Source organism: Actinocrinis sp. (genome assembly GCF_035653575.1).
Taxonomy (GTDB): Bacteria; Actinomycetota; Actinomycetes; order Streptomycetales; family Catenulisporaceae; genus Actinocrinis.
The window spans coordinates 38,557-63,340 of record NZ_DASRBQ010000006.1; the positions used below are offsets into that span (position 1 = coordinate 38,557).

Annotated in this window: 19 protein-coding genes and 1 tRNA gene; 7 read left to right on the forward strand and 13 right to left on the reverse strand. The window is 69.2% G+C overall.

Going from position 1 to position 24,784, the window contains the following annotated elements; all coding sequences use genetic code 11:
• The first annotated feature begins 39 nt into the window (after positions 1–39).
• Both VFA06_RS00920 and VFA06_RS00925 read left to right on the forward strand, forming a co-directional pair.
• Positions 40–471, forward strand: a complete 432-nt coding sequence (locus tag VFA06_RS00920; protein WP_324838396.1) for a hotdog fold thioesterase — start codon at positions 40–42, stop codon at positions 469–471.
• 69 nt (positions 472–540) lie between these two features.
• Complete coding sequence (locus tag VFA06_RS00925; RefSeq protein ID WP_324838397.1) at positions 541–1,239, forward strand: hypothetical protein; 699 nt, start codon at positions 541–543, stop codon at positions 1,237–1,239.
• Between the two features lie 41 nt (positions 1,240–1,280).
• On the opposite strand, the gene VFA06_RS00930 is transcribed toward VFA06_RS00925, so the two are convergent.
• On the reverse strand, positions 1,281–2,540 hold the full coding sequence (locus tag VFA06_RS00930; RefSeq protein WP_324838398.1) for a glycosyl hydrolase family 8: 1,260 nt from the start codon (positions 2,538–2,540) through the stop codon (positions 1,281–1,283).
• A 280-nt stretch (positions 2,541–2,820) separates the two neighbouring features.
• Here VFA06_RS00930 and VFA06_RS00935 point away from each other — a divergent pair, with 280 nt between their 5' ends.
• A complete protein-coding gene (locus VFA06_RS00935) occupies positions 2,821–3,519 on the forward strand; it encodes a hypothetical protein (protein WP_324838399.1) in 699 nt (232 codons plus the stop codon).
• Positions 3,520–3,551: 32 nt separating this feature from the next.
• Here VFA06_RS00935 and VFA06_RS00940 read toward each other — a convergent pair whose 3' ends face one another.
• From VFA06_RS00940 to VFA06_RS00960, 5 genes are all read right to left on the reverse strand, one after another.
• On the reverse strand, positions 3,552–4,268 hold the full coding sequence (locus VFA06_RS00940) for an ABC transporter ATP-binding protein (RefSeq protein WP_324838424.1): 717 nt from the start codon (positions 4,266–4,268) through the stop codon (positions 3,552–3,554).
• Positions 4,265–5,152, reverse strand: a complete 888-nt coding sequence (locus VFA06_RS00945) for an ABC transporter ATP-binding protein (protein ID WP_324838400.1) — start codon at positions 5,150–5,152, stop codon at positions 4,265–4,267. The genes VFA06_RS00940 and VFA06_RS00945 overlap by 4 nt, the downstream gene beginning before the upstream one ends.
• On the reverse strand, positions 5,149–6,921 hold the full coding sequence (locus tag VFA06_RS00950) for a branched-chain amino acid ABC transporter permease (RefSeq protein WP_324838401.1): 1,773 nt from the start codon (positions 6,919–6,921) through the stop codon (positions 5,149–5,151). Before VFA06_RS00950 ends, VFA06_RS00945 begins: the two co-directional genes overlap by 4 nt.
• A 5-nt stretch (positions 6,922–6,926) precedes the next feature.
• Positions 6,927–7,880 carry a branched-chain amino acid ABC transporter permease gene (locus tag VFA06_RS00955; protein WP_324838402.1) on the reverse strand — a complete coding sequence of 318 codons (954 nt, stop codon included), beginning with the start codon at positions 7,878–7,880 and terminating at the stop codon, positions 6,927–6,929.
• A gap of 136 nt (positions 7,881–8,016) precedes the next feature.
• Positions 8,017–9,273 carry a branched-chain amino acid ABC transporter substrate-binding protein gene (locus tag VFA06_RS00960; RefSeq protein ID WP_324838403.1) on the reverse strand — a complete coding sequence of 419 codons (1,257 nt, stop codon included), beginning with the start codon at positions 9,271–9,273 and terminating at the stop codon, positions 8,017–8,019.
• A gap of 509 nt (positions 9,274–9,782) precedes the next feature.
• On the opposite strand from VFA06_RS00960, the gene VFA06_RS00965 reads away from it, so the two are divergent.
• The 3 genes from VFA06_RS00965 to VFA06_RS00975 all read left to right on the forward strand — a co-directional run bounded on the left by VFA06_RS00965 (position 9,783) and on the right by VFA06_RS00975 (position 12,575).
• On the forward strand, positions 9,783–10,703 hold the full coding sequence (locus VFA06_RS00965; RefSeq protein ID WP_324838404.1) for an ABC transporter substrate-binding protein: 921 nt from the start codon (positions 9,783–9,785) through the stop codon (positions 10,701–10,703).
• A 7-nt stretch (positions 10,704–10,710) separates the two neighbouring features.
• Positions 10,711–11,700 carry an amino acid ABC transporter permease gene (locus VFA06_RS00970; RefSeq protein WP_324838405.1) on the forward strand — a complete coding sequence of 330 codons (990 nt, stop codon included), beginning with the start codon at positions 10,711–10,713 and terminating at the stop codon, positions 11,698–11,700.
• A 122-nt stretch (positions 11,701–11,822) separates the two neighbouring features.
• Entirely contained in the window at positions 11,823–12,575 is a 753-nt protein-coding gene (locus VFA06_RS00975; RefSeq protein ID WP_324838425.1) for an amino acid ABC transporter ATP-binding protein, read from the forward strand.
• A 131-nt stretch (positions 12,576–12,706) separates the two neighbouring features.
• Here the strand turns inward: VFA06_RS00975 and VFA06_RS00980 are convergent, their stop codons facing one another.
• Positions 12,707–13,345, reverse strand: a complete 639-nt coding sequence (locus VFA06_RS00980) for an ANTAR domain-containing response regulator (protein ID WP_324838406.1) — start codon at positions 13,343–13,345, stop codon at positions 12,707–12,709.
• Between the two features lie 110 nt (positions 13,346–13,455).
• On the opposite strand from VFA06_RS00980, the gene VFA06_RS00985 reads away from it, so the two are divergent.
• Positions 13,456–13,529, forward strand: a tRNA-Leu gene (locus VFA06_RS00985).
• 98 nt (positions 13,530–13,627) lie between these two features.
• Here VFA06_RS00985 and pyk read toward each other — a convergent pair.
• The 6 genes from pyk to VFA06_RS01015 all read right to left on the reverse strand — a co-directional run bounded on the left by pyk (position 13,628) and on the right by VFA06_RS01015 (position 24,764).
• On the reverse strand, positions 13,628–15,097 hold the full coding sequence (pyk, locus tag VFA06_RS00990) for a pyruvate kinase (protein ID WP_324838407.1): 1,470 nt from the start codon (positions 15,095–15,097) through the stop codon (positions 13,628–13,630).
• Positions 15,098–15,299: 202 nt separating this feature from the next.
• A complete protein-coding gene (locus VFA06_RS00995) occupies positions 15,300–16,760 on the reverse strand; it encodes a glutamate synthase subunit beta (protein ID WP_324838408.1) in 1,461 nt (486 codons plus the stop codon).
• Positions 16,753–21,321 (reverse strand): glutamate synthase large subunit, encoded by a 4,569-nt coding sequence (gltB, locus tag VFA06_RS01000; protein ID WP_324838409.1) that lies wholly within the window; start codon positions 21,319–21,321, stop codon positions 16,753–16,755. Before gltB ends, VFA06_RS00995 begins: the two co-directional genes overlap by 8 nt.
• A gap of 298 nt (positions 21,322–21,619) precedes the next feature.
• Entirely contained in the window at positions 21,620–22,684 is a 1,065-nt protein-coding gene (gene lgt, locus VFA06_RS01005) for a prolipoprotein diacylglyceryl transferase (protein WP_324838410.1), read from the reverse strand.
• Positions 22,681–23,583, reverse strand: a complete 903-nt coding sequence (locus VFA06_RS01010; RefSeq protein WP_324838411.1) for a DsbA family protein — start codon at positions 23,581–23,583, stop codon at positions 22,681–22,683. Before VFA06_RS01010 ends, lgt begins: the two co-directional genes overlap by 4 nt.
• 257 nt (positions 23,584–23,840) lie before the next feature.
• Positions 23,841–24,764, reverse strand: a complete 924-nt coding sequence (locus tag VFA06_RS01015) for a DsbA family protein (protein WP_324838412.1) — start codon at positions 24,762–24,764, stop codon at positions 23,841–23,843.
• Positions 24,765–24,784 lie beyond the last annotated feature (20 nt).

Here is a 24,784-nt window from a genome sequence, read left to right on the forward strand (position 1 = left end):
CATCAACGGGCCCACGACGCGGAAAGGATGACCCGGCACATGGGCGAGGCGCGACTGCCTGAATACGAAGCGTTCCAGGACCTGGTACAGGATGTATACGCCACCGGTGGAACGCTGGGCGAGAAGCTGGGCATCCGCTTCACCGAGATCTCCGCGCAGCGGCTCGTGGCGACGATGCCGGTCGAGGGCAACACCCAGCCGGCCGGGCTGCTGCACGGCGGGGCCTCGGCGGCGCTGGCCGAGACGATGGGTTCCGTGGGAGCCGCGGTGCACGCGGGCCCCGGTTCGATGGTGGTCGGCGTGGAGATCAACGCGACGCACCACCGCTCCGCCCGCTCCGGCACCGTGACCGGCACGGCGACGCCGTTGTTCCTGGGCCGCTCGATGGCCACCTACGAGATCGTGATCACGGACGAGGACGGGCGCCGGATCTGCACGGCCCGGCTCAGCTGCCTCATTCGCAAACCGTGATTTCCGTTACCTTAGCGACGATTCGGGACGCTACTGGCGTTAACTCCCCGGCTGTCGCATGCTGTGACCGTGAGAGTATCACGAGAGCATAACGGATCAGCACCGAAGCTATATATCGAATTCGAGGACGACGAGGCGGCGAACGAGCCCGGCGAGGCGAAACTCGTCAGCGAGCGCGAGGTCATCGGCAGCCTCGCGCCCGGCCGCGCGAGGGTGTGGAGACCGCCACGCCGGGCTTGGACTTTGGCCGCGCTGCCGCCTCGTTACCGCAAGCTCGCCGTCGGCGCCGTCGTGCTGGCCGGCCTGACCGGGACCGTCAGCAACGCGCTGGTCGCGCAGGCGGCGCAGCGTCAGGCGGCGCGAGCAACGGTCACGGTCTTGGACGCGGCCTACTCACCGAGCGCGGACGACCAGAGCCTCAACTTGCTCATCGATCTCGCGGACACGGGCAACGGCGCCGTGACGGTCACTCAGCTCGAGGCGCGCCAGTCCGATCTGAGTTTGAGCTACATCGGAAGCCCGGTGAGCCTCAACCGCACCCAGCAGCTGGAGGTCACGCTCTCCGGCGCCTACGACTGCTCCGCGGGCACGCCGGACAGCGCCGCTTCGACCAAGCCGGACGCGCAGCCGGGCGTGCTGCACATGACCGTGCGCAGCGTCCAGGGCAACGTGACCTCGGCGGATGTTCCGCTCCCGGCGAACGCGCTGCTGCCCGACCACTGGCGGAGCGGCCGGGCAGCGTATTGCGCGATGCTGTGGGACAACTGACGAGGCGTCAGGTAATTGCCCCTTTTGAGGGGACCTGTACGTTAGGCGACCGGGTTCCAGTAGTCGCCCGCCATCACGATGTACACGAGCATCTTGATGGTCTGGCCGTAGTACCCGTCGCCGAACGGGTTGGTGGCCAGGTAGTTCCACAGCGTGTCGGTCCAGGCCTGGTCCCCCGCCGCCATCGCGGCCGGACCCACCGAGTCGCCGGCCTCCTCCGCCTGGTCGCTCGTCGAATAGGCCGTGCAGCCGAGTTTGATGTGCGGGTACACGTTCTGCGGGTTGCCGCCGGAGACCTTCTTCGCGCAGGCCGACCACTTCTTGGCGTCGTTGTAGGCCACTGACGCCGTCGACGCGCCATAGAGCAGCGCGTCGGTACCCATGTGCCACGGGACCCGGATGGAGTTGTAGCCGACGATGTTGTCCGGCTGGTCCTCCTGGTAGTTGGCGGGCGCGGGCTTCGGGCTGGTGGTGTTCGCGTTGACCACGAAGTCGGAGAGCAGGCCGTAGGTCGGCGAGTACGACGCGGTGAACTCGGAGACGATCGCCTCGGTGCGCGAGACCACCTTCGCCCAGTCGTGCGCGGTGTCGTACGCGGCGAACGCGCGCAGGTGATCGAGCATCATGTCGCTGGGCCGGGTGTCGGTGCTCGGGCCGTCGTCCTCGCACTTGAGGTGGCCGTCGGAGGTCACGTCGTGCGCGTAGATGTTGGCCAGCCAGGTCTTCGCGGCCGAGGTGTAGCCGCCCCACTGCTTGTCCGCGAGGATCAGGCCGTAGCCGACGTCGAGGTCGCCGTCGGTGGCGGCGTCGGGCGTGCCGCTGTCGGCGTACTTGCAGGTCTTGCCGTCCAGCTGCCACTGCATCAGGCCGTACTGATCCTCGTGGTCCTTGACCAGCTGCCACAGGCCGTTGAACTCGGTCTGCGCGTTGGCGTCGTACCCGGCCATCAGCGGCACGATGTTCATGCCGTAGCCCTGGCCTTCGGAGACCGGGCCGTTGTTAGGCGCGTCGCCGTCGCCCTTGGTCGACACGTAGTACTCGTTCGAGGCGCAGCCGTGTACCAGGTAGGTCGACTTCCAAGCGTTGTACGCGGCCTCGACCTTGGCGTCCTTCGTGGACTGAGACGCCGACGGCGTGACGCCGACCTTGTAGGTGACGTGTGTGGGGAAGGCGTGCGTGGGTGTAGCGGCTTGTGCGCCGGTCGCCGCGAGGCCGATCATGCATCCGGCAGCTGCGGTTACCGCGGTCGTCGCCGCGATGAACCGGTGCTGCGCGAGATACGCCATGGTGCGCGAAGCCATCTGCTCGCTCCTTGAGGGTATGCGCCCGGAATCGCGCCGCACGCCGGGCCGTCCAAGACTCAAGTTAGATAACTTTCCTAACTCGCTCGCTTAGCTTCGCGGCGGAGCGGAACTCTGTCAAGGGGCGTTCCACAGCAGCCGCTTACATCGGACACTGGACTGCATGAGGCGCAAGGCTGGCGGTCAGACGGCGGAACCGCGCGGCTTCGGCCGGACGAACCGCGGCGGTGAGCGAAGCGCTCGATCCGGGGCGGAAACCGGGTCCGGCTATGAGATCGCGGTGGATGACATCGAGCCGTACGGTCACGACCGCGACCGCATACAGGCACACGACGAGGACGCGCAGGGCGCACTGGAGATCGAGTTCGAGGACGACAACAGCCCAGCAACGCCCCTCTCCCCCGCCGGCCGCTCTCGTGACCTGCGTCCGGCCGCGATGACCACACTCGCCGTCGCGGTGCTCGGCGCGGCGCTATGGGCGACGCATGGCACGACGGCGCCCGCCCCGAACGTCCCGCTCCACCTCGCGACGATCGCCCCGCCGCCGGACTACGCCGCCTTCAGCGTCACCGTCGCATACCGCGACGCGTACATCGTCTCCGTGCCGCAGCGCAGGATCGACGTCAATCTGCGCGTCACGCCGGTGCGGGGCGCGAGCGTGCGGATCATCGCCTACTACGTGAGCGAGAACGGCGTGACGGCACGCGCCGACCCGCCGCCGTCTGTCGCGCCGCTGCCCCCGGCAGGCGCGAACGTGCGGCTGGAGCTCACCGTGACGAACTGCGCCACGGTCCCCATCGGCGAGTCGATGGGCTTCGTGGACGTGGTCGCGGACGGCCCGGCCGGCGTCATCGACCGGTTCACCATCCTCGGTGAGCGGTACTCCCTCGACCTGGCCGACTTGCTGCGGCAGGTGTGCCCCGGCCGCGCGAGCAGTCAGGCCCCGCACACGATCGGTGTGGTCGTGGCAGGGTCCTGACCGCTCGGCGCGGGGCCTGGCGACGGCGCGGGCTATTCCTCGCCGAGGTACGTCTTGCGCACCTGCTCGTCATGCAGCAGTTCCGAGCCGCGGCCGGACAGCGCGATGCGGCCGACCTCCAGCACGTGCCCCTCGTCCGCGAGCGAGAGCGCGGCCTGCGCGTTCTGCTCGACCAGCAGGATGGTCGTGCCGGCGGACTTGAGCTCCGCGATGGTGTCCATGATCTGCTTCATCATGATCGGCGAGAGGCCCATGGACGGCTCGTCGAGCATGAGCAGCCGCGGCTTGCACATCAGCGCCCTGGCCATGGCGAGCATCTGCTGCTCGCCGCCGGAGAGCGTGCCCGCGGCCTGGGACCGCCGCTCGCCGAGGATCGGGAACATCGTGTACGCCCTGGACACGTCGTCCGCGATGCCCGGCGCGTCCTTGCGCAGGTACGCACCGAGCAGCAGGTTCTCCTCGATGGTCATGCGCGGGAAGATGTGCCGCCCCTCCGGGGAGTGGGCGAGCCCGAGCTCGACGATCTGGTGCGCCGGGGTGTTCTGGATCGGCTTGCCCTCGAAGGTGATCGAGCCCGCCGAGGGCCGCAGCAGCCCGGAGATGGTGCGCAGGGTCGTGGTCTTGCCGGCGCCGTTCGTGCCGATCAGGGTGACGACCTGGCCCTGCTCCACGGAGAAGCTGATGCCCTTGACGGCCTCGATCTTGCCGTAGGCGACGTGCAGGTCGTGGACCTCCAACAGGGCCATCAGGAGGCCGTCCCTTCGTCCTCGCCGGCCGCGCGCACCGTGGCGCCGTCGCCGTCGCCGGCCGCGCCGCGGTCCGCGGCGTCATCCTCGTACGGCGTGCCGAGGTACGCCGCGATGACCCGCTCGTCCGCGCGGACCACCTCGGGCGTGCCCTCGACCAGCTTGCGGCCCTGCACCAGCACCGCGACCCGGTCGCAGAGGCCGAAGATGAACCGCATGTCGTGCTCGATCACCACCACGGCCAGGCCGCGCTCGCGGATCTTGAACACGACTTCCTGGGTGGCCCTGGTCTCCTGCGGGTTCATGCCCGCGGTCGGCTCGTCGAGCAGGATCAGGCCCGGGTCGCTGGCCATCGCCCGGGCGATCTCCAGCTTGCGCTGGTCGCCGTAGGGCAGGTTGCGGGCCAGCGAGTTCGCGTGCCTGCCGATGCCGAGGAAGTCCAGCAGCTCGCGGGCGTTGTCCCGGGACTCGCGCTCGGCCGACCGGTAGCGCGGGCCGCGCCCGATCGCCGAGAACAGCCCCTCCTTGGTGCGGCAGTGCCGGCCGACCATGACGTTCTCGAGCACGGTCATGTTCGCGAACAGCCGGATGTTCTGGAAGGTGCGCGCGATGCCCGCCTGGGTCACCCGGTAGGGCTTGGCGGGCAGCACCGCGCCCTTGTACCGCACCTCGCCAGAGGTGGGCACGTAGAGACCGGTCAGGCAGTTGAAGAAGGTGGTCTTGCCGGCGCCGTTCGGACCGATCAGACCGACGATCTCCCGGTCGCCGACGGTCAGGTCCACGCCGTCGACGGCGGTCAGCCCGCCGAACCGCATGGTCACGCCGCGCGCTTCGAGCACCGCGGTGCCGACTCGGTCGGCCGGCTCGGTGGTCGTCAGGGTGGTCATGCCACGGCCTCCGCTTCCGGCGCCTCGGATGCGACGACCTCATGGGCCTCCGCCTCGGCGACCTCCTCCGCGTGGAACTCCAGCTGCCTGCGCTTGTTGGGCACCAGGCCCTCCGGCCGGAAGCGCATCATCAGGATCAGCGCGAGGCCGAACAGCAGCAGCTGCTTGTTCTGGAAGAACTGGAACTTGGCCGGCACCAGGTAGAGCAGCGCCGCGCCGAGCAGCGGACCGCTGATCGTGCCCATGCCGCCGAGCACGACGGCCGCGAGCAGGAACGCGGAGTTCGGCGGGGCGGACGCGGAGAACAGGTACTGGTCCGGAGTCACCGTGTTGAGCAGGTGCGCGTTGATGGTGCCCGCGAACCCGGCCAGCGCGGCGCCGAGGCCGAAGGCCAGCAGCTTGAAACGGTAGCCGTGGATGCCCATCGCGCCGGCCGCCGTCTCGTCCTCGCGGATCGCGACCCAGGCGCGGCCGATGCGCGAGTCGTTGACCCGCGCGAAGATGAACACCACGATCGCCATCGCGACCAGCAGCAGCAGGTAGTAGTTGCCGAACTTGCCGAAGGTCACCCCGAAGAGCTGGTGATTCTTGCCGAAGTCGTAGCCGAACAGCTTCAGGTCCGGCACGCCGTAGACGCCCTCTGGCCCGTTGGTCAGGTCCGGCCCCGACTGGCCGTTGAGGTTGTTGACCACGATCCGGAAGATCTCGCCGAAGCCGAGGGTGACGATCGCCAGGTAGTCGCCGCGCAGCCGAAGCGTCGGGGCGCCGATGATGACGCCCGCGATGATCGAGACGCTCACGCCGATCAGGATCTGGCCCCAGAACGGCAGCACCGTGTGCGCGTACCGCGATGACAAGGCACCGGAGACCAGTGCCGCGCTGTATGCGCCGACGCCGAGGAACGCGACATATCCGAGGTCGAGCAGGCCGGCGAGACCCACCACGATGTTCAGGCCGAGAGCGACCGTCGCGAAGATCAGGATGTCGTCCGCGATGGTGTTGTACTGGTCAGAGGTCTGCAGGAACACGAACAGCAGCGCCGCGGCGAACGCGGCCACGGACGTCGCGATCCGGTTCCGCGCGGTCAGCTCGGTCAGCCGCGCCAGGACCCCGCTGGCGTTCAAGCCCCAGGCTGCGAATCCGACCGCCAGCGCGAAGCCGATGAACTCCTCGGTGAAGCCGGTGGTGATGCCGTAGTCGGCGATGAACATCGCGAGGATGATCGCGACGAGGATGATCGCCGACTGCGCCCAGAGCGGGATCGACCGCGCCGGGGGCGCGTCGCGCTGGTCGTCGGGCAGCAGGAAGGACCCGGCGACCGGCAACAGCGTGGCGATCGCGGCGACCCAGGACCCGGAGACCCAGTTCGCCAGGCCGTTGAGCTCGATGGCGATGGCCAGCAGGACGTACCAGGTCGAGACGGCGTTCGCCAGGGCCAGGCCGCGCAGCAGCCGCACGTAGCCGCGCGGCGCGAGCCAACGCAGGCCAGGCACGCCGTAGACGGGACCGAGCGCGAGGATCAGCAGCACGCTGACGACGAGCGTGATGACCTGGTTGCCGCCCGGATAGCCGGTGACCGACAGGTCGCCGGGGAAGGACGAGGTCCAGGTCCAGGCAAGGAATGTCGAGACCAGCGAGACGACGGCACCCACCGCGACGAGGGCCTTAGCGATGGCCGGGCTGACCGGGGAAGTGCCGTCCCTGCGCGCGGCGAGCGGGGTCTGCGGCGGCTGGGAGTCGGCACCCCACTGCGGTGCTTGTTCGGTCATGCCGCTCACGCCCTGTCCGCCACGCGTTCGCCGAGCAGACCTTGCGGTCTAACCAGCAGGACGACGATCAGCAGCAGGAACGCCCACACGTCCTGCCACGCGGTACCCCACTGCTGGGTCGCGTGGTAGCTCGCCAGGACACCGGTGGTCACCTGTTCCGCGATGCCGAGCACCAGGCCGCCGACCATCGCGCCGTAGATGTTGCCGATGCCGCCGAGCACGGCCGCGGTGAACGCCTTGAGTCCGGCAGAGAAGCCCATGTCGAAGGAGACCTGCCCGAAGCGCAGGCCGTAGGTGATCGCCGCCACCGCCGCGAACGCGGCGCCGAGGACGAACGCGACGACGATGACGCGATCGGTGTTGATGCCCATCAGCCGGGCAGTGTCAGGGTCTTGAGCGGTGGCTTGCATCGCGCGGCCGGTGCGGGTCTTCATGACGAAGTACGCGAGGTAGGCCATGCAGGCGAGGGCCACGATCACCGTCAGCAGGTCCGCGCGCTGGATCACCACGCCGCCGAGGTGCCACGGCTTGCTGCCGAAGGTCGGGAACTGAAGCGGCGCGGTGACACCGGTATGACCCGGCTGCGGGTACCAGAGGAAGACGAGCTGCTGCAGCAGGATCGACACGCCGATGGCGGTGATCAGCGGAGCCAGACGCGGTGCGTTACGCAGTGGCCGGTAGGCGAAGCGTTCCGCGAGGACGGCGATGATCACTGATGCGATCATGCCTCCGACCAGCATGATGGGCAGCGCGGCGAGCAGCGGCAGGTGCTGGACCGCGGGGATCCACAGATAGACCGCCAGCGCGCCGAAGCCGCCGAACATGAAGAACTCGCCGTGGGCGAAGTTAATCAGCTGGATGATGCCGTAGACCATGGTGTAGCCGACGGCGATCAGTCCGTACATCGCGCCCTGCGCGATGCCGTTGGTCACCAGCTGAAGGAAGACCGTGGTTGTCACGGGGCGTCCTTCCGGATCGGGACGGGGACGAAATCAAGGAAGCATCGCTGACGAGGTCAAGCATGGCCGCGCGGAGGGCGCTGTGGTAGCCGCCCTCCGCGCTTGAGACCGGATGCCTCGTGGAGCCTGCCGAGCGTCAGCCGCCGAACGTACCGACCTTGACGCCGTTGTCCCAGGCGCCGTTCTCGACCTTGTACATGGTCAGCTGCTTGTTCCCGGTGTCACCGAACTGGTCGAAGGACACGTGGCCGGTGACCCCGTCGAAGGAGACGTTCTGCTCGGCCGCCTCGACCTTCTGCCGGAAGTCGGAGGAGCTGCTGGGCACCTTGCCGCCGTTGGCCGCCACGACCGCCTTGACCGCCTCGATGATCGACCAGGCCGCGTCGTAGGAGTAACCGCCGTAGACCGCGTACGGAGCCGAGTAGCCGGCCGCGTTGTAGTTCGAGATGAACGTCTTCGCGGAGGCCAGTGTCGAGATCGGCGCGCCGGGCACGGTGGCGTAGTCACCGTTGGCCGCCGCGGCGCCCGCCAGCTTGATGTAGGTCGGGTCCTGGATACCGTCGCCGCCCATCAGCGGGATGTTGACGCCGCCGCCCTTGAGCTGCTTGGAAAGGGGACCGGCGACCGGGTACTCACCGCCGTAGTACAGCAGCTGCGCGCCCGAGCTCTTGACCGCGCTGACCACCGCCGCGAAGTCGGTGCTGGTGTCGGAGACCGTCTGGTTCACCACGACCGTGCCGCCGAGCTTCTTGAACTCCTGGCTGAAGGTCCCGGCCAGGCCGGCGCCGTAGGTCTTTCCGTCGTTGACCACGGCCACCTTGGTGATCTTCAGGTCGCTGTAGACGTAGTCCGCGGCGAACGGACCCTGGACCTTGTCCGTGGTCACCACGCGGAAGTATGACTTGTACGGCCGCACCGGACTGGTCTGCCAGTTCGGGCCCTGTGTCAGCGACGGGTTGGTGTTGGCCGGCGAGACCTCGGTGACGTTCGCCTGGTCGAACACCTGCTGCATCGACTGCGCGACGCTGGAGTTGAGCGGGCCGACCACGCCGACCACGGCGCTGTCCGCGACCAGCGCGGTGGCGTTCTGCTGGCCGATCGTCGGGTTCGCCTGGTCGTCCTTGGCCACCAGCTTGAAGGTGACGCCCGGCACCTCGTTGTTCTTGTTCGCGGTCTTGAGCGCCAGGTCGGTCGAGTTCTGGATGCCCAGACCCAGCGCGGCCAGCGAGCCGGTCAGCGGGGCGTCGACCCCGATCTCCACCACCGTGCCGCCGCTGCTGCCGCCGGTGCTGCTGCCGCTCGACGGGCTCCCCCCTCGGGAGCCGCATCCGGCCAGGGTCAGAGCACCGACGGCGATGACCGCGCTCATCTTGTAGAGCGAAGTGCTTCGCATAAACGTCTCTCCCTCGTAGTGGCAGGGCACCGGAGGCGGGGGCGTGGTGGCGCCCGCTTCTTCCGACCAAGCCTCGTAGGCGAATCCGCATGGATTGCGGGAGAGAGTAGTGCGCGGCCTGCTGACTGGGCAGGGGTTTGCTCTACACTTGATCGTCTCGTTATGTGAAATCCACGTGTCCCGCCGCACGTAGATCGGTGTATTCGGCGATCACCTGCGATCTTGGCCGAGCCCGCGGCCGCGCGCGAGCCCGGTTCACCCCGTCGGCGTACGGCCGTTCGGGTGCGCCCGCAGAAGCCGGCGCGGCGCCGGGCACGGCGGGTGACCAACCGGCGACAAAGGCGGCATAGCCCGCGAGAGATCACGAAACGGATAACATCGCCGCGCGCGCCTCGATCAGGCGGCGTCTCAGGCAACAAGATGAACACGGTTCTTCCGGTTGCAATATCCAAGTGAAACCATGCGGCGCAGCAGCCCCTACGCCACGAACGAAGGAAGCGGATCTCTTCATGCCACAGCTCATCGGGCACCGCGCCGTCGCGGGCGGCGCAATCCTCGCCGCCGCCGCACTGCTCGCCGCAGGCTGCGCGAGCAACCCGGCCACCTCCGCCGGCTCCGGATCGGGGTCGAGCGCGTCGGCGAGCGCCGGGACCGACCCGAAGTCGCTGGTCCCGGCGGACGTCAAGGCCAAGGGCACGCTCATCGTGGCCGCCGACGCCTCGTACGCGCCGAACGAGTTCTTCGCCAGCGACGGTAAGACGATCATCGGCATGGACGCGGACCTGGCCCAGGCGCTCGGCCAGGAGCTGGGCCTGAAGGTGACCGTGCAGAACGTGACCTTCGACAGCATTCTCGCCGGCATCAGCGCGGGCAAGTACGACCTGGGCATGTCCTCCTTCACGGACACCAAGGAGCGCGAGGGCGCGGTCGACTTCGTGACCTACTTCTCCGCGGGCAGCTCCCTGATGGTCAAGGCGGGCAACCCTGAGGGCCTCAAGCCGAACGACCTGTCGCTGTGCGGTAAGACGCTCGCGGTAGAGAAGGGCACCGTGCAGGAGAGCACGGACATCCCGGCGGACACCAAGACGTGCACCAGCGCCGGAAAGCCGGCGGTCAAGGGCCTGTCCTTCGACGACCAGAACGGGGCCAACCTCGCGCTCTCCAGCGGCCGCGCGGACGGCGTGCTCGCCGACTCGCCGGTGGCGGCCTACGCGGCGAAGCAGTCCGACGGCAAGTTCGTCATCTCCGGCCAGCCGTACGGCACCGCGCCCTACGGCATCGCGATGCCCAAGGGCACCGGGATGTCCAACGCGGTCCTCGCCGCGCTCAAGGTGCTGATCTCCAACGGGACCTACACCCAGATCCTCACCAAGTGGGGCATCCAGGACGGCGCGATCACCAACCCCGTGATCAACGGCGCCACGAGCTGAGTGCTGCGTGAGTGAGCAAGTGAGCGAACAAGCCACGACCGCCGAGGCGGCGCAGCGAGCACGGCCCGAGACCATACGGGCCGTGCCGGTGCGCCACCCCGGCCGGTGGGTGGCGGCGGCGGTCATCGCGGTGCTGCTGGCGATGTTGCTGAACAACCTCGCCACCAACGTGCGCTGGCAGGGCTGGATCATCGGCCAGTACCTGTTCAACAGCCAGGTGCTGCACGGGGTGGCCGCCACCCTCTGGCTGACCGTCATCGCGATGATCGTCGGCGTGGTCGGCGGCGTGATCCTGGCCGTGATGCGACTGTCGGACAACCCGATCGTCTCCTCGGCGGCCTGGGTCTACATCTGGTTCTTCCGCGGCACCCCGCTGCTGGTCCAGCTGTTCTTCTGGTACAACATCGCGGCGCTGTTCCCGACCATCTCCGTCGGCATCCCGTTCGGCCCCGGCTTCCACACCTGGTCGACCGTCACCCTGGTCACCCCGTTCGCCGCGTCGATCCTCGGCCTCGGCCTCAACGAGGCGGCGTACATGTCGGAGATCGTGCGCGCGGGCATCATCGCGGTGGACGAGGGCCAGACGGAGGCGGCCTGCGCGCTCGGCATGCGCAGGCTGCTGATCATGCGGCGGATCGTGCTGCCGCAGGCGATGCGGGTGATCATCCCGCCCACCGGCAACGAGACCATCTCGATGCTGAAGAACACCTCGCTGGTCTCCGTCGTCGCCGGCTTCGACCTGCTGGTCTCGGTACAGCGGATCTACAACGCCAACTACAAGATCATCCCGCTGCTGGTGGTCGCCTCGATCTGGTATCTGGTGATGACCTCGATCCTGACGGTGGGTCAGTACTACGTGGAGCGCCACTACGCCCGCGGCTCGGTGCGCAACCTGCCGCCGACGCCGCCGCAGAAGCTGCGCGAGTTCTTCGTGCGCAACTTCTTCCCACGCCACGCGGTGCCTGCCTCGGCGCCGGCCCGGGGAGGTGACGCGTGACCACCGTGCCCACTCCCGAGGACGGCGCCCTGCCCGAGGCGCAGACACAGACGCAGAACGCTGACGTGGCCCCCGCCTCGGCGACGCGCGCGACCACGGCCACCACGACGCCGGTCACGCCGATGGTCGAGGCCCTGGACGTGCACAAGTCCTACGGCCGCGTCGAGGTGCTCAAGGGCATCACGCTCAAGGTCATGCCGCGCGAGGTGATGTGCCTGATCGGCCCGTCCGGATCCGGCAAGTCGACCTTCCTGCGGTGCATCAACCACCTGGAGAAGATCAACGCCGGGCGGCTGAGCGTGGACGGCGAGCTGGTCGGCTACCAGCAGCGCGGCTCGCGCCTGCACGAGCTGCACGAGCGCGAGGTGGCCCGGCAGCGCACCGAGATCGGCATGGTGTTCCAGCGGTTCAACCTGTTCCCGCACATGACGGCGATCGAGAACATCGTCGAGGCGCCGATCCGGGTCAAGGGCGAGCCGAAGGACGCCGCGCGGGCGCACGCCCGCGAACTGCTGGAGAAGGTAGGGCTCGGCGACCGGGCGACCGCGTACCCGAACCAGCTGTCCGGCGGTCAGCAGCAGCGGGTCGCGATCGCGCGGGCGCTGGCGATGCGACCGAAGCTGATGCTGTTCGACGAGCCGACCTCGGCGCTGGACCCTGAGCTTGTCGGCGACGTGCTCGCGGTCATGCGCCAGCTCGCCGACGACGGCATGACCATGATCGTGGTCACCCACGAGATGGGCTTCGCTCGGGAGGTCGGCGACTCGCTGGTGTTCATGGACGGCGGCGTCGTGGTCGAGCGCGGCAATCCGCGCGAGGTACTGGCCAACCCGCAGCACGAGCGCACTCGCTCGTTCCTGTCCAAGGTGCTGTGACGGGCGGCTAAGCTCGCGAACCGAAAGGGCGGACACCAGGCGGGTCCGCCCTTTCGTCTGCCTGCGTTCTTACGCCGCGCGGCCGTGCCGCTCAGCTAGACACAGCCGCCGCACCTACCCGCCGGCGAGGCTCAACCCTCGCTCTTCACCTCGGCCTCGCCGCCCTCAGCCTTCGGCGCACCGGTTCCGTCGATGACCGCCTGTGCGACCTCACGCATCGTCAGCCGCCGGTCCATCGACGTCTTCTGAATCCAGCGGAACGCCTCCGGCTCGGTCATCCCGAGCTGCACCTGCAGCAGGCCCTTCGCGCGGTCCACCAGCTTGCGGGTCTCGAACCGCGCGGCGAGGTCGGCGACCTCGTTCTCCAGCGCGCGCAGCTCCTCGTAGCGGGTGGTGGCCATCTCGATCGCCGGCACCAGGTCCGCCTTCGAGAACGGCTTGACCAGGTAGGCCATCGCCCCGGCGTCGCGGGCCCGCTCGACCAGCTCGCGCTGGGAGAAGGCGGTCAGCATCAGCACCGGCGCGATCTTCTCGGCGCCGATCCGCTCGGCCGCCGAGATCCCGTCGAGCACCGGCATCTTCACGTCGAGTATCACCAGGTCGGGCCGGTGCTCGGCGGCCAGCTTCACCGCGTCCTCACCGTTGCCGGCCTGCCCGACGACCTCGTAGCCCTCTTCCTGCAGCATCTCGGCGAGGTCCATCCGGATCAGGGCCTCGTCCTCGGCGATCACCACACGCTTGCGCGCCTGGCCCTTGTCGTCGGCGGTCATGTCGGCTGCCCCTCGTCGTCTTAACCCTGCACTGCTCGTCTGCCGCCAAGCTTAGTGGACGGGCAACCGGGAGGCCGGGGCTCTCCACCATCCGGTATGCTGCGACTCGCGCCCTGGTATTCCAATCGGCAGAGAAAGCGGTCTCAAACACCGTATAGTGTGGGTTCGAGTCCCACCCAGGGCACTTATACAGTCTGAGCTCGGGAGCCGGCGAAATCCCGGGAAACACAACGGGCCGGTCCGAATTACTCGGACCGGCCCGCGGCGTTGAAGCCCGTGGGCTTACCGGTCGGTCTGCCGGTAGGCGGGGGCCACGCCGGTGACCGCGTCGCCGATGCGGTGGACGCGCACCGCATTGGTGGAGCCCGGAATGCCGGGCGGGGAGCCGGCCGTGATGATGATCAGTTCGCCGGGCTGGCAGCGGCCGAGCTTGAGCAGGGCCTGGTCCACCTGGACCACCATCTCGTCGGTGCTGCCGACCTCGTCGCCGATGAAGGTCTCCACGCCCCAGCTCAGGGCCAGCTGGGAGCGGACGATCGGCTCGGGCGTGAAGGCCAGGATCGGGATCGGCGAGCGGTAGCGGCTGAGCCTGCGCGCGGTGTCGCCGCTCTTGGTGAACGCGACCAGATAGCTGGCGCTCAGATAATCGCCCAGCTCCGCGGCCGCGCGGGCGACCGCGCCGCCCTTGGTGCGGGGCTTGGAGATCGACGGCGGCAGGCCCTTGGCCAGGACCTGCTCCTCGACCGCGCAGATGATCTTGGCCATGGTCTGCACGGTCTCGACCGGGTAGTCGCCGACCGAGGTCTCCGCCGAGAGCATGACCGCGTCGGCGCCGTCGAAGATCGCGTTGGCCACGTCGCTGGCCTCGGCCCGGGTGGGGCGGGAGGCGCTGATCATCGAGTCGAGCATCTGGGTCGCCACGATGACCGGCTTGGCGTTGCGCCGGCACATGGTGATCAGCTTCTTCTGTACCAGCGGGACCTGCTCGAGCGGCATCTCCACGCCGAGGTCGCCGCGGGCCACCATGATCGCGTCGAAGGCGTCGACGACCTCGTCGAGGTTCTCCACCGCCTGCGGCTTCTCGACCTTGGCGATGACCGGCAGGTGCACGCCCAACTCGTCCATCACCGCGTGCACGTCGTCGACGTCCTTGGCGCTGCGCACGAAGGAGAGCGCGATCATGTCGGCGCGCAGGCCGACCTCGTTCTCGCCGAGCGCCCAGCGCAGGTCCGCCACGTCCTTCTCGGACAGCGCCGGGACGGAGACCGCGACGCCGGGCAGGTTGATGCCCTTGTTGTTGGAGACCTTGCCGCCCTCGACGGTGGTGCAGATCACCCGGGGGCCGTCCACCTCGACCACGTCGAGCGCGACCCGGCCGTCGTCGATCAGGATCCGGTCGCCCGGGTTGCAGTCGCCCGCCAGGCCCTTGTAGGTGGTGGAGCAGATGTTCTGGTCGCCGGGTACGTCCTCGGTGGTGATGATGAAGCGGTCGCCGCGCTGCAGCTTGATCGGGCCCTCGGCGAAGGTGCCGAGACGGATCTTCGGGCCCTGCAGGTCGACCAGGATGCCGACCGCCTTGCCCGCCTCGTCGGCGGCCTTGCGCAGGTTGAAGTAGCGGACCTCGTGCTCGGCGTAGGAGCCGTGCGACAGGTTGAGCCGGCCGATGTCGAGGCCGGCGGCGACCAGGGCCTTCAGCTGCTCCGGGGTTTCGGCCGAGGGGCCGAGAGTACAGACGATTTTCGCGCGACGCATGAAAGCGACCCTATCCCTTACCCAGCGGTAACTAGTCCCGAACGGGCTCATTCGTAACGGAATCACCGGATGCGCGCACCAACCGGCGAAGTGGTCTGCCGGCCATCGTACCCAGGCCGGGTGAACACGGGTCGGCCGCCCACCAAGGCTTGGTGGGCGGCCGGTGGAGCGTTAGTAATTCCGGCGATCCGGCGCCCGCGGGTCAGACGGTCAGCGGGCGCACGGTCGGGGCGATCGCGCTGGGCAGCGCGGAGACCCCGGCCAGGTACTTGTCGACCGCGGCGGCGGCGGAGCGGCCCTCGGCGATCGCCCAGACGATGAGCGACTGGCCGCGTCCGGCGTCTCCGGCGACGAACACGTTGTCGACGTTGGTGCGGTAGTCGCCGTCGCGCTTGATGTTGCCGCGCTCGTCGAGGTCCAGGCCGAGCTGGCCGACCAGTCCGTTGTCCTGCTCCGGGCCGGTGAAGCCCATGGCGAGGAGAACGAGCTGGGCGGGGATTTCGCGCTCGGTGCCGGGGACCGGGGTGAACCGGCCGTTCTCGAGGACGACCTCGGTGAGCTTGAGGGCGCGCACGTTGCCGTTCTCGTCGCCGAGGAACTCGGTGGTGTTGACGGCGTAGACGCGTTCACCGTTCTCCTCGTGTGCCGAGGAGACTCGGTAGATCATCGGGTAGGTCGGCCACGGCTGGTTGTTCGGGCGCGTCTCGGTCGGCCGCGGCATGATCTCCAGCTGAGTCACGCTGGCCGCGCCCTGGCGGGTGGCGGTGCCGAGGCAGTCCGCGCCGGTGTCGCCGCCGCCGATGATGACGACGTGCTTGCCCTGCGCGGTGATCGGCGGGGTCACGTAGTCGCCCTCGACGACCTTGTTGGACAGCGGCAGGTACTCCATCGCCTGGTGGATGCCGCCGAGTTCGCGGCCGGGGATCGGCAGGTCGCGGGCCTTGGTGGCGCCGACCGCGAGCACGATCGCGTCGTAGCGGTCGCGCAGCGCGGAGGCGAGGATGTCCTGGCCGATGGCCACGCCGGTGCGGAACTTGGTGCCCTCGGCGCGCATCTGCTCGATGCGGCGGTTGAGGTGCCGCTTTTCCATCTTGAACTCGGGGATGCCGTAGCGCAGCAGGCCGCCGATGCGGTCGGCGCGCTCGTACACCGCGACGGTGTGGCCGGCCCGGGTCAGCTGCTGGGCGGCGGCCAGGCCCGCGGGGCCGGAGCCGACGACCGCGACCGTCTTGCCGGAGTGCCGCTCCGGGGCCTGCGGGGTGACCAGGCCGTCGTCCCAGGCCTTGTCGATGATGGAGACCTCGACGTTCTTGATGGTCACCGCGGGCTGGTTGATGCCGAGCACGCAGGCCGTCTCGCACGGGGCGGGGCACAGCCGGCCGGTGAACTCGGGGAAGTTGTTGGTCGCGTGCAGCCGCTCGATGGCGGAGGCCCAGTCGCCGCGCCAGACCAGGTCGTTCCACTCGGGGATGATGTTGCCGAGCGGGCAGCCGTTGTGGCAGAACGGGATGCCGCAGTCCATGCAGCGCCCGGCCTGCTTCTGGATGATCGGCAGCAGGGCCCGCTCGGGGTAGACCTCCTTCCAGTCGCCGATGCGCTCGGCGACCGGACGGCGGACGGGGTGCTCGACGCCCGTCGTGAGGAAACCACGCGGGTCAGCCATGTGCGGCCTCCATGATCTTGTCGAGGGTCTCCTGCTCGGAGAGCCCGGACCGCTCGGCGGCAGCGGCGGCGCCCAGCACTCGCTTGTAGTCGGTCGGCATGATCTTCGCGAAGCGGGCGATCGAGCCCGCCCAGTCGGCCAGCAGCACCGCGGCGGCCTGCGAGCCGGTCTCCTCGAAGTGCCGCTTGACGGTGTCCTGCAGGAAGGCCCGGTCGGTGGCGTCCAGTGCCTCGACCGCGACCATGTCGGGGTTGACCCGGGCGACCTTGAGGTCGAGGACGTAGGCCACTCCCCCGGACATGCCGGCCGCGAGGTTGCGGCCGTGCTCGCCGAGGATGACCACGCGGCCGCCGGTCATGTATTCGAGGGCGTGGTCGCCGACGCCCTCGACGACGAAGGTGGCTCCGGAGTTGCGCACCGCGAAGCGCTCGCCGACCACGCCGGAGATGAACACCTCTCCGCTGGTCGCGCCGTAGCCGATGACGTTGCCCGCGATGATGTTCTTCGCGGCGTCGAAGGTGGCGGCGCGGTTGGGCCGCACGATGATGCGGCCGCCGGACAGGCCCTTGCCGACGTAGTCGTTGGCGTCGCCTTCGAGGCGCAGCGTGATGCCGCGCGGGACGAAGGCGCCGAAGGACTGGCCCGCGGAGCCGGTGAGCGTGACGTCGATGGTCTCGTCGGGCAGGCCGTTGCCGCCGTACCGCTTGGTGACCTCGTGGCCGAGCATCGTGCCGACGGTGCGGTTCACGTTGCGAATCGGCAGCGTGATGCGCACCGGCGTTGCGTCCTCGAGCGCGTCGTGCGCGAGCGCGATCAGCTCGTTGTCCAGCGCCTTGGCCAGGCCGTGGTCCTGGTTGGCGGTGCGGTGCAGGCTGGCGCCCTCGGGCAGGAACGGCTGGTAGAGCACCGGGGTGAGGTCGAGCCCTGAGGCCTTCCAGTGCTCGACGGCCTTGTGCGTGTCGATCAGCTCGACGTGGCCGACGGCCTCTTCCAGGGTGCGGAAGCCGAGCGCGGCCAGGTACTCGCGGACCTCCTCGGCGATGAACTCGAAGAAGTTGACCACGAACTCGGGCTTGCCGGTGAACCGGGCCCGCAGCTCGGGGTTCTGCGTCGCGACGCCGACCGGGCAGGTGTCCAGGTGGCACACGCGCATCATCACGCAGCCGGAGACGACCAGCGGCGCGGTGGCGAAGCCGAACTCCTCGGCGCCGAGCAGCGCGGCGATGACGACGTCGCGGCCGGTCTTGAGCTGTCCGTCGGTCTGCACCACGATGCGGTCGCGCAGACCGTTGAGCAGCAGGGTCTGCTGGGTCTCGGCCAGGCCGAGCTCCCACGGCGCGCCGGCGTGCTTGAGCGAGGTGAGCGGGGCGGCGCCGGTGCCGCCGTCGTGCCCTGAGATCAGCACCACGTCGGCGTGCGCCTTGGACACGCCCGCCGCGACCGTCCCGACGCCGACCTCGGAGACCAGCTTGACGTGCACGCGGGCCGAGGGGTTGGCGTTCTTCAGGTCGTGGATCAGCTGCGCCAGGTCCTCGATCGAGTAGATGTCGTGGTGCGGCGGCGGGGAGATCAGGCCGACGCCGGGGGTGGAGTGCCGGGTCTTGGCGATCCACGGGTACACCTTGGTGCCGGGCAGCTGGCCGCCCTCGCCGGGCTTGGCGCCCTGGGCCATCTTGATCTGCAGGTCGTCCGCGTTGGTCAGGTACTCCGAGGTCACCCCGAAGCGGCCGGAAGCGACCTGCTTGATCGCGGAGCGGCGCTCGGGGTCGTACAGGCGCTCGGGATCCTCGCCGCCCTCGCCGGTGTTGGACTTCGCGCCCAGCCGGTTCATCGCGATCGCAAGAGTCTGATGCGCTTCCAGGGAGATGGAGCCGTAGCTCATCGCGCCGGTGGAGAAGCGCTTGACGATCTCGGAGACCGGCTCGACCTCGTCGATCGGGATCGGCGCCCGCTCGCCCTCCTTGAGCTTGAACAGGCCGCGCAGCGTCATCAGCCGCTGGGACTGCTCGTTCACGCGCGCCGTGTACTGCTTGAAGATGTCGTAGCGGCGCTCGCGGGTGGAGTGCTGGAGCCGGAAGACGGTCTCCGGGTCGAACAGGTGCGGCTCGCCCTCGCGCCGCCACTGGTACTCGCCGCCGATCTCAAGGCGGCGGTGCGCGGGACGCGTGGTGGAGCGCGGGTAGGCGCGCAGGTGCCGCTGGGCGACCTCCTCGGCGATCTCGTCGAGGCCGATGCCGCCGAGCTTGCTGACGGTGCCGGTGAAGTACTCGTCGATCAGCTCCTGGGCCAGGCCCACGGCCTCGAAGACCTGGGCGCCGCGGTAGGAGGCGACGGTGGAGATGCCCATCTTGGACATGACCTTGAGCACGCCCTTGCCGAGCGCCTTGATCAGGTTCTTGATGGCCTTCTCGGCGGGCAGGTTGACGAACACCCCGGCGTTGGCCAGGTCCTCGACGCTCTCCATGGCCAGGTACGGGTTGACCGCGGCCGCGCCGTAGCCGATCAGCAGGGCGACGTGGTGCACCTCGCGCACGTCGCCGGCCTCGACCAGCAGCGCGGTCTGGGTGCGGGTCTTCTCCCGGATCAGGTGGTGGTGCACCGCGGAGGTCAGCAGCAGCGAGGGTATCGGGGCGTGCTCGGCGTCGGAGTGCCGGTCGGAGAGCACGACGATGCGGGCGCCGCCCTCGATCGCGGCGGAGACCTCGGCGTTGATCTCGGCCAGCCGCGCGCGCAGGGCCGCGCCGCCGCCCGCGACCTTGTAGAGCCCTGAGACGGTGACCGCCTTGAGGCCCGGCAGGTCGCCGTCGGCGTTGATGTGGATGAGCTTGGCCAGCTCGTCGTTGTCGATGACCGGGAAGGGCAGCTCGATCTGCCGGCAGGCGACCGGGGAGGTGGCCAGCAGGTTGTCCTCCGGGCCGATGCTGGTGCTCAGGCTGGTGACAAGCTCTTCCCGGATGGCGTCCAGCGGCGGGTTGGTGACCTGCGCGAACAGCTGGGAGAAGTAGTCGAACAGCAGCCGGGGGCGCTGGGAGAGCACGGCGACCGGGGTGTCCGAGCCCATCGAGCCGATCGGCTCGGCGGCGGCCTTGGCCATCGGGGCGAGGATGACGCGCAGCTCCTCCTCGGTGTAGCCGAAGGTCTGCTGGCGGCGCACCACCGAGGCGTGGGTGTGCACGATGTGCTCGCGCTCGGGCAGCTGGTCGAGGTGGATCAGGCCGGCGTGCAGCCAGTCCTGGTAGGGGTGCGCGGCGGCCAGCTGCGCCTTGATCTCCTCGTCCTCGACGATGCGGTGCTGCGCGGTGTCGACCAGGAACATGCGGCCGGGCTGCAGGCGGCCCTTGCGCACCACCTTGGCCTGGTCGATGTCCAGCACGCCGACCTCGGAGGCGAGCACCACGAGGCCGTCGTCGGTGACCCAGTAGCGGGAGGGGCGCAGGCCGTTGCGGTCGAGCACGGCGCCGATGAGGGTGCCGTCGGTGAAGGTGATGGAGGCGGGGCCGTCCCAGGGCTCCATCTGACAGGAGTGGTAGTGGTAGAACGCCCGCTTGGCGGGGTCCATCTCGGTGTGGTTCTCCCAGGCCTCCGGGATCATCATCAGCACCGCGTGCGGCAGCGAGCGCCCGGCCAGGTGCAGCAGCTCGAGGACCTCGTCGAAGGTGGCCGAGTCGCTGGCGCCGGGGGTGGCGATCGGGAAGATCCGGTCCAGCGGGCCCTTGAACGCGTCGGTGGCCAGCTGGGACTCGCGGGCGCGCATCCAGTTGCGGTTGCCCTGCACCGTGTTGATCTCGCCGTTGTGCGCGACGAACCGGTACGGGTGCGCCAGCGGCCAGGCCGGGAAGGTGTTGGTGGAGAACCGGGAGTGGATCAGCGCGATGGCGCTGGCCAGGCGGCGGTCCGAGAGGTCCGGGAAGAAGGGCTCGAGCTGGCCGGTGGTCAGCATGCCCTTGTAGACCAGGGTGCGGGCGGAGAGCGACGGGAAGTACACGTCGGTCTCGTGCTCGACCCGCTTGCGCAGCACGAAGGCGAGCCGGTCCAGGTCGATACCCGTCTCGCCGTTGGAGCCGGACAGGAACAGCTGGCGGAAGCGCGGCATGACGGCGCGCGCGGTCGCGCCGAGCAGCTGCGGGGTCGTGGGGACGTAGCGCCAGCCGAGGACTTCGAGGCCATCCTCGGCGGCGATCGCGGCGACGGTGTCGTAAACCTGGAGTTCGACCTCGTCGTTGTTCGGGATGAAGGCCAGGCCCACCGCGTAGGAGCCGGCCGGCGGCAGCTCGAAGTCCACGGCCTCGCGCAGGAAGGCGTCCGGGACCTGGATCAGTATCCCGGCGCCGTCGCCGGAGTCCACCTCGGCCCCGGAGGCGCCGCGGTGCTCCAGGTTGCGCAGCGCGGTGAGGGCCTGGTCGACGATGGTGTGGCTGGCCACCCCGGTGAGCGTCGCGACGAAGGCGACACCGCACGCGTCTTTCTCGGCCCGCGGGTCGTAGAGACCCTGGGCCGCGGGGATGCCGCTCAGCAGCGCCGATTGCTGCGTCGAGTGGCGATGGGGGGCCGCTTGGGACATCGGGTCCTCCATGGTCGTCGGTAAGGGTCGCGCCTGAATGCGCGCATGAGGGACGACACTGGCCCTGCCCGCGGTGGCTTTGAGGTTACACGATGGATCTAGCGTCCGTCAGTAGAGAATCTTCCATCTCATATGTTGGACAACGCCTCGTTGACCTGCGGCTGTAGCGCGCTACGACTTGTTTTCCCCCTGTTGCGCGCCCTTCACGCCCCCCAGCTGAGATACGTCTCACAGAACACGCGACGGGCGCGGATCCGGATCGGATCCGCGCCCGTCGGCGCAGGTCAGTCGGCGACCGTTACGGATTAGCCGGTTGATTGTCGCCGATCGGCGCGGCCGCGGTGATTTCTTCGGCGGCGGCCGCCTGCGGCGACTGTTCTTCTCGCGCCGGTGTCTCGGCGTTTGACTCGGCTTCATCCGGGTGTGCATCCGCGTCCCCGGCGTCGTCCGGTACCGCCGCTGTGACCTGCGGCGATCCGTCGCGCGGCCAGTTCATCTCCGCGGGCGTCTCACGGCCTGGACGGCGCCTGGAACTGACGATCAGGTACACCAGCGCACCGAACCCGACGATGATCGCGGTCCAGTCGTTGAGCCGCATGCCGAGGATGTGGTGCGCGTAGTCGCTGCGCAGGTGCTCGATCCAGCCGCGCCCGATCGTGTAGAGCAGCACGTAGAGCGCGAACGTGCGGCCGTGGCCCATCCGGAAGCGCCGGTCCGCCCACAGCACCACGAGCGCGACGAGCACGCACCAGACCGACTCGTACAGGAACGTAGGCTGGAAGTGGCCCGCGACGGTGCTCGTGCCCGGGATTCCGGAGCAGGGCGTGGCTTGCCGGCTCACGTCGTCCATGCAGTGGATCGTCAGGCCCCACGGCTTGGTGGTCGGGTCGCCGTACAGCTCGTTGTTGAACCAGTTGCCCCACCGGCCGATGGCCTGCGCGAGCACGATTCCGGGAGCGATCGCGTCGGCGAGCGGCGGAAGTTTCACGCCGCGCCGCCGCGCCCCGATCCAGGCGCCGAGCGCGCCGAGGGCGATCGCGCCCCAGATGCCCAGGCCGCCGTCCCAGATGTAGAACGCCCGCACCCAGTCCTTGCCGGCGGTGAAGTAGAGCTCGTAGTCGGTGATGACGTGGTAGAGCCGGCCGCCGAGCAGGCCGAAAGGCACGGCCCAGATCGCGATGTCCGTGATGACGTGCGGCTCGCCGCCGCGCGCGCGCCAGCGCCGCTCGCCGAGCCAGACGGCCACCGCGATTCCCGCGATGATGCACAGCGCGTAGAACCGGATTGGGAACGGGCCGAGCTTGAGCTCGGCGCTGGTCGGGCTCGGCAGGTAGGCCAGCGGGTGCGGCGCGAGCGGCGTCATGACTTACTCGCTGACGGCGACGGCGAGGCCGCCGCGCTCGGGCTCGTGGAGGCCGCGGCGCTGCCGCTCGCGGACGCGCTCGGAGAGGCGCTCGGGTTGACCCCGGCCAGCTTGTCGATCGAGGCGATGAACGCGGCCTGCGCGGCCTCGGTGGTCGATGCGGTCGGCAGCGTGTAGGCCTTGCCGTTGGCGTAGATCGTCGGGGTGGACGGCTGGTTGTTGGTGACCTTGTTCAGGTCCGCGTAGTTCTGCCGCACCCAGTCGAAGTACTTGTGCGAGTTGACGCAGGACTCGAAGGTCTTGGTGTCCAGACCCTGCACCTGCTTGGCCAGCGCGATCAGCGTCGCGTCGGAGGCGAAGGAGTCGGTCGTCTCCGCGGGCTGGTTGGTGTAGATGATGTCGTGGTAGTCCTCGAAGTGCCCGGCGTCTTGGGCGCAGGCGAAGGCGTTGCCGGCGTGCAGCGAGCCGCTGCCGTTGGTGTTCGCGTCGATGAGCGTGACCGGGTGGATCAGCAGTTCGAGGGTGCCGTCCTGGATCAGCTTCTTGTACGCGGGCGTGTACGTGGTCTCGTACGACTTGCACGCCGAGCAGCGGGCGTCTTCGTACACGGTGAGCTTGACCTTGGCGTCGGCGTTGCCGAGCGGGATCGCCATGCCGTCCGCGGCGCTGACCCCGCCGGTCGTGTCGGCCACCGCGCCCACGGGAACGGCGGTCGGAGTCTTGGGCGCGTTCGCGGCCTGCACGGCGAAGGCGATGCCCACGGCCACCGCGATGACGGCGACGACGGAACCGTAAATGGCGTAGAGCCGGTTGCGCCGGGCGCGGCGCTGCTGCTCAAGCCGCAGCTCTGCGGCGCGCTGGCGGGCCAGCTCCTTGCCTACCCTGTTGGCCTTGCTCATCGTCGGCGGTCCACTTCCAGGTCGGTCGCGAGTGCGGGCGGTATGCGGCGGCCCGTGCGCCCCGGCCCGGTGGTCGAGGGGTGACCCGTCACCGTGGCGAGCAGGCGCGCAGAAGCCGCTGCCGCATCCTAATCTCGCCGCCGCGCGGTGCCACCCACCCCCTATCAGATCTCGGGGAATTCATGGCGATGCGTGACCTCTCCGTGATCTGCGGGCGCGGGCGCCGGCCGAACCACTTCGCCGGGCGTCCCGCCGGATCAGCGCGCCGCGGCGACTGCCGCGTCCAGGGCGGCGCGGAAGGCGGCCTGCTGCACGGCCGCGGGCTGGCCGGTGAGCTTGTACTGCTTACCGTTGATCGCATAGTACGGAGTCGCCACGGAGCCGTTCAGGACGGTGCTGAGCGAGGCGTAGTTCCGCTTGACCCACGAGCCGTGGACGTCGCGGTTGACACAGTCCTCGAAGGTGGGGCTGTCGAGTCCGGGGACCTGCTTGGCCAGCGAGATCAGCGCGGCGTCGGAGCCGTAGGCGTCGTCGTTCTCGTCGGGCTGGTTGGCATAGAGCAGGTCGTGCAGTGCGGCGAACTTGCCCGGCCCGGCGTCCTGGGCGCACGCCCCGGCGTTGCCCGCGCGCAGCGATCCGGTGCCGCCGAGATTGCGGTCGATCAGGTCGACCAGGTGGTACTGCACCTGGATCTTCCCGGCGAGCGCGTACGACTTGTAAGTCGACTCGAACATCGACTCCGCGAGCTGACAGTAGGGGCAGCGGAAGTCCTCGTACACGGTCAGCGTGACGCGCGCGGGCGCGACCAAGGGATTCGACGAGGGCGAGAACGGGTTGGAGTCGCCGCCGAACGCAATGGCCAGGCTCCCCGGCCCCACGGCCCCGGCGGGTGCGACGAACGGCCCGGTCCCGAGTGCGGCGTCGGCGACGGCCCGCTTGTGCTGCACCAGGATCCCGACGGTCACGAGCGCCGCGATGAGGACGAAGACTCCCGCGCCGATCCACAGTTGCCGCTTGCGCCGCTGCGCCGCGACCTCCGCCTGCCGCACGGCCGCGGCCTTCAGCCGACCGGACCGCTCGCGTGCGTCGCCGTCGCGCGTCGCACCGATCTGGTCAGCTGCGTCAGTCGCGCCAGCTGCGTCGTCCTGAACTGGGCTGCCGAGCCCGCGATTCTCCGCCATGCCGGACATGCTGGCGTGAA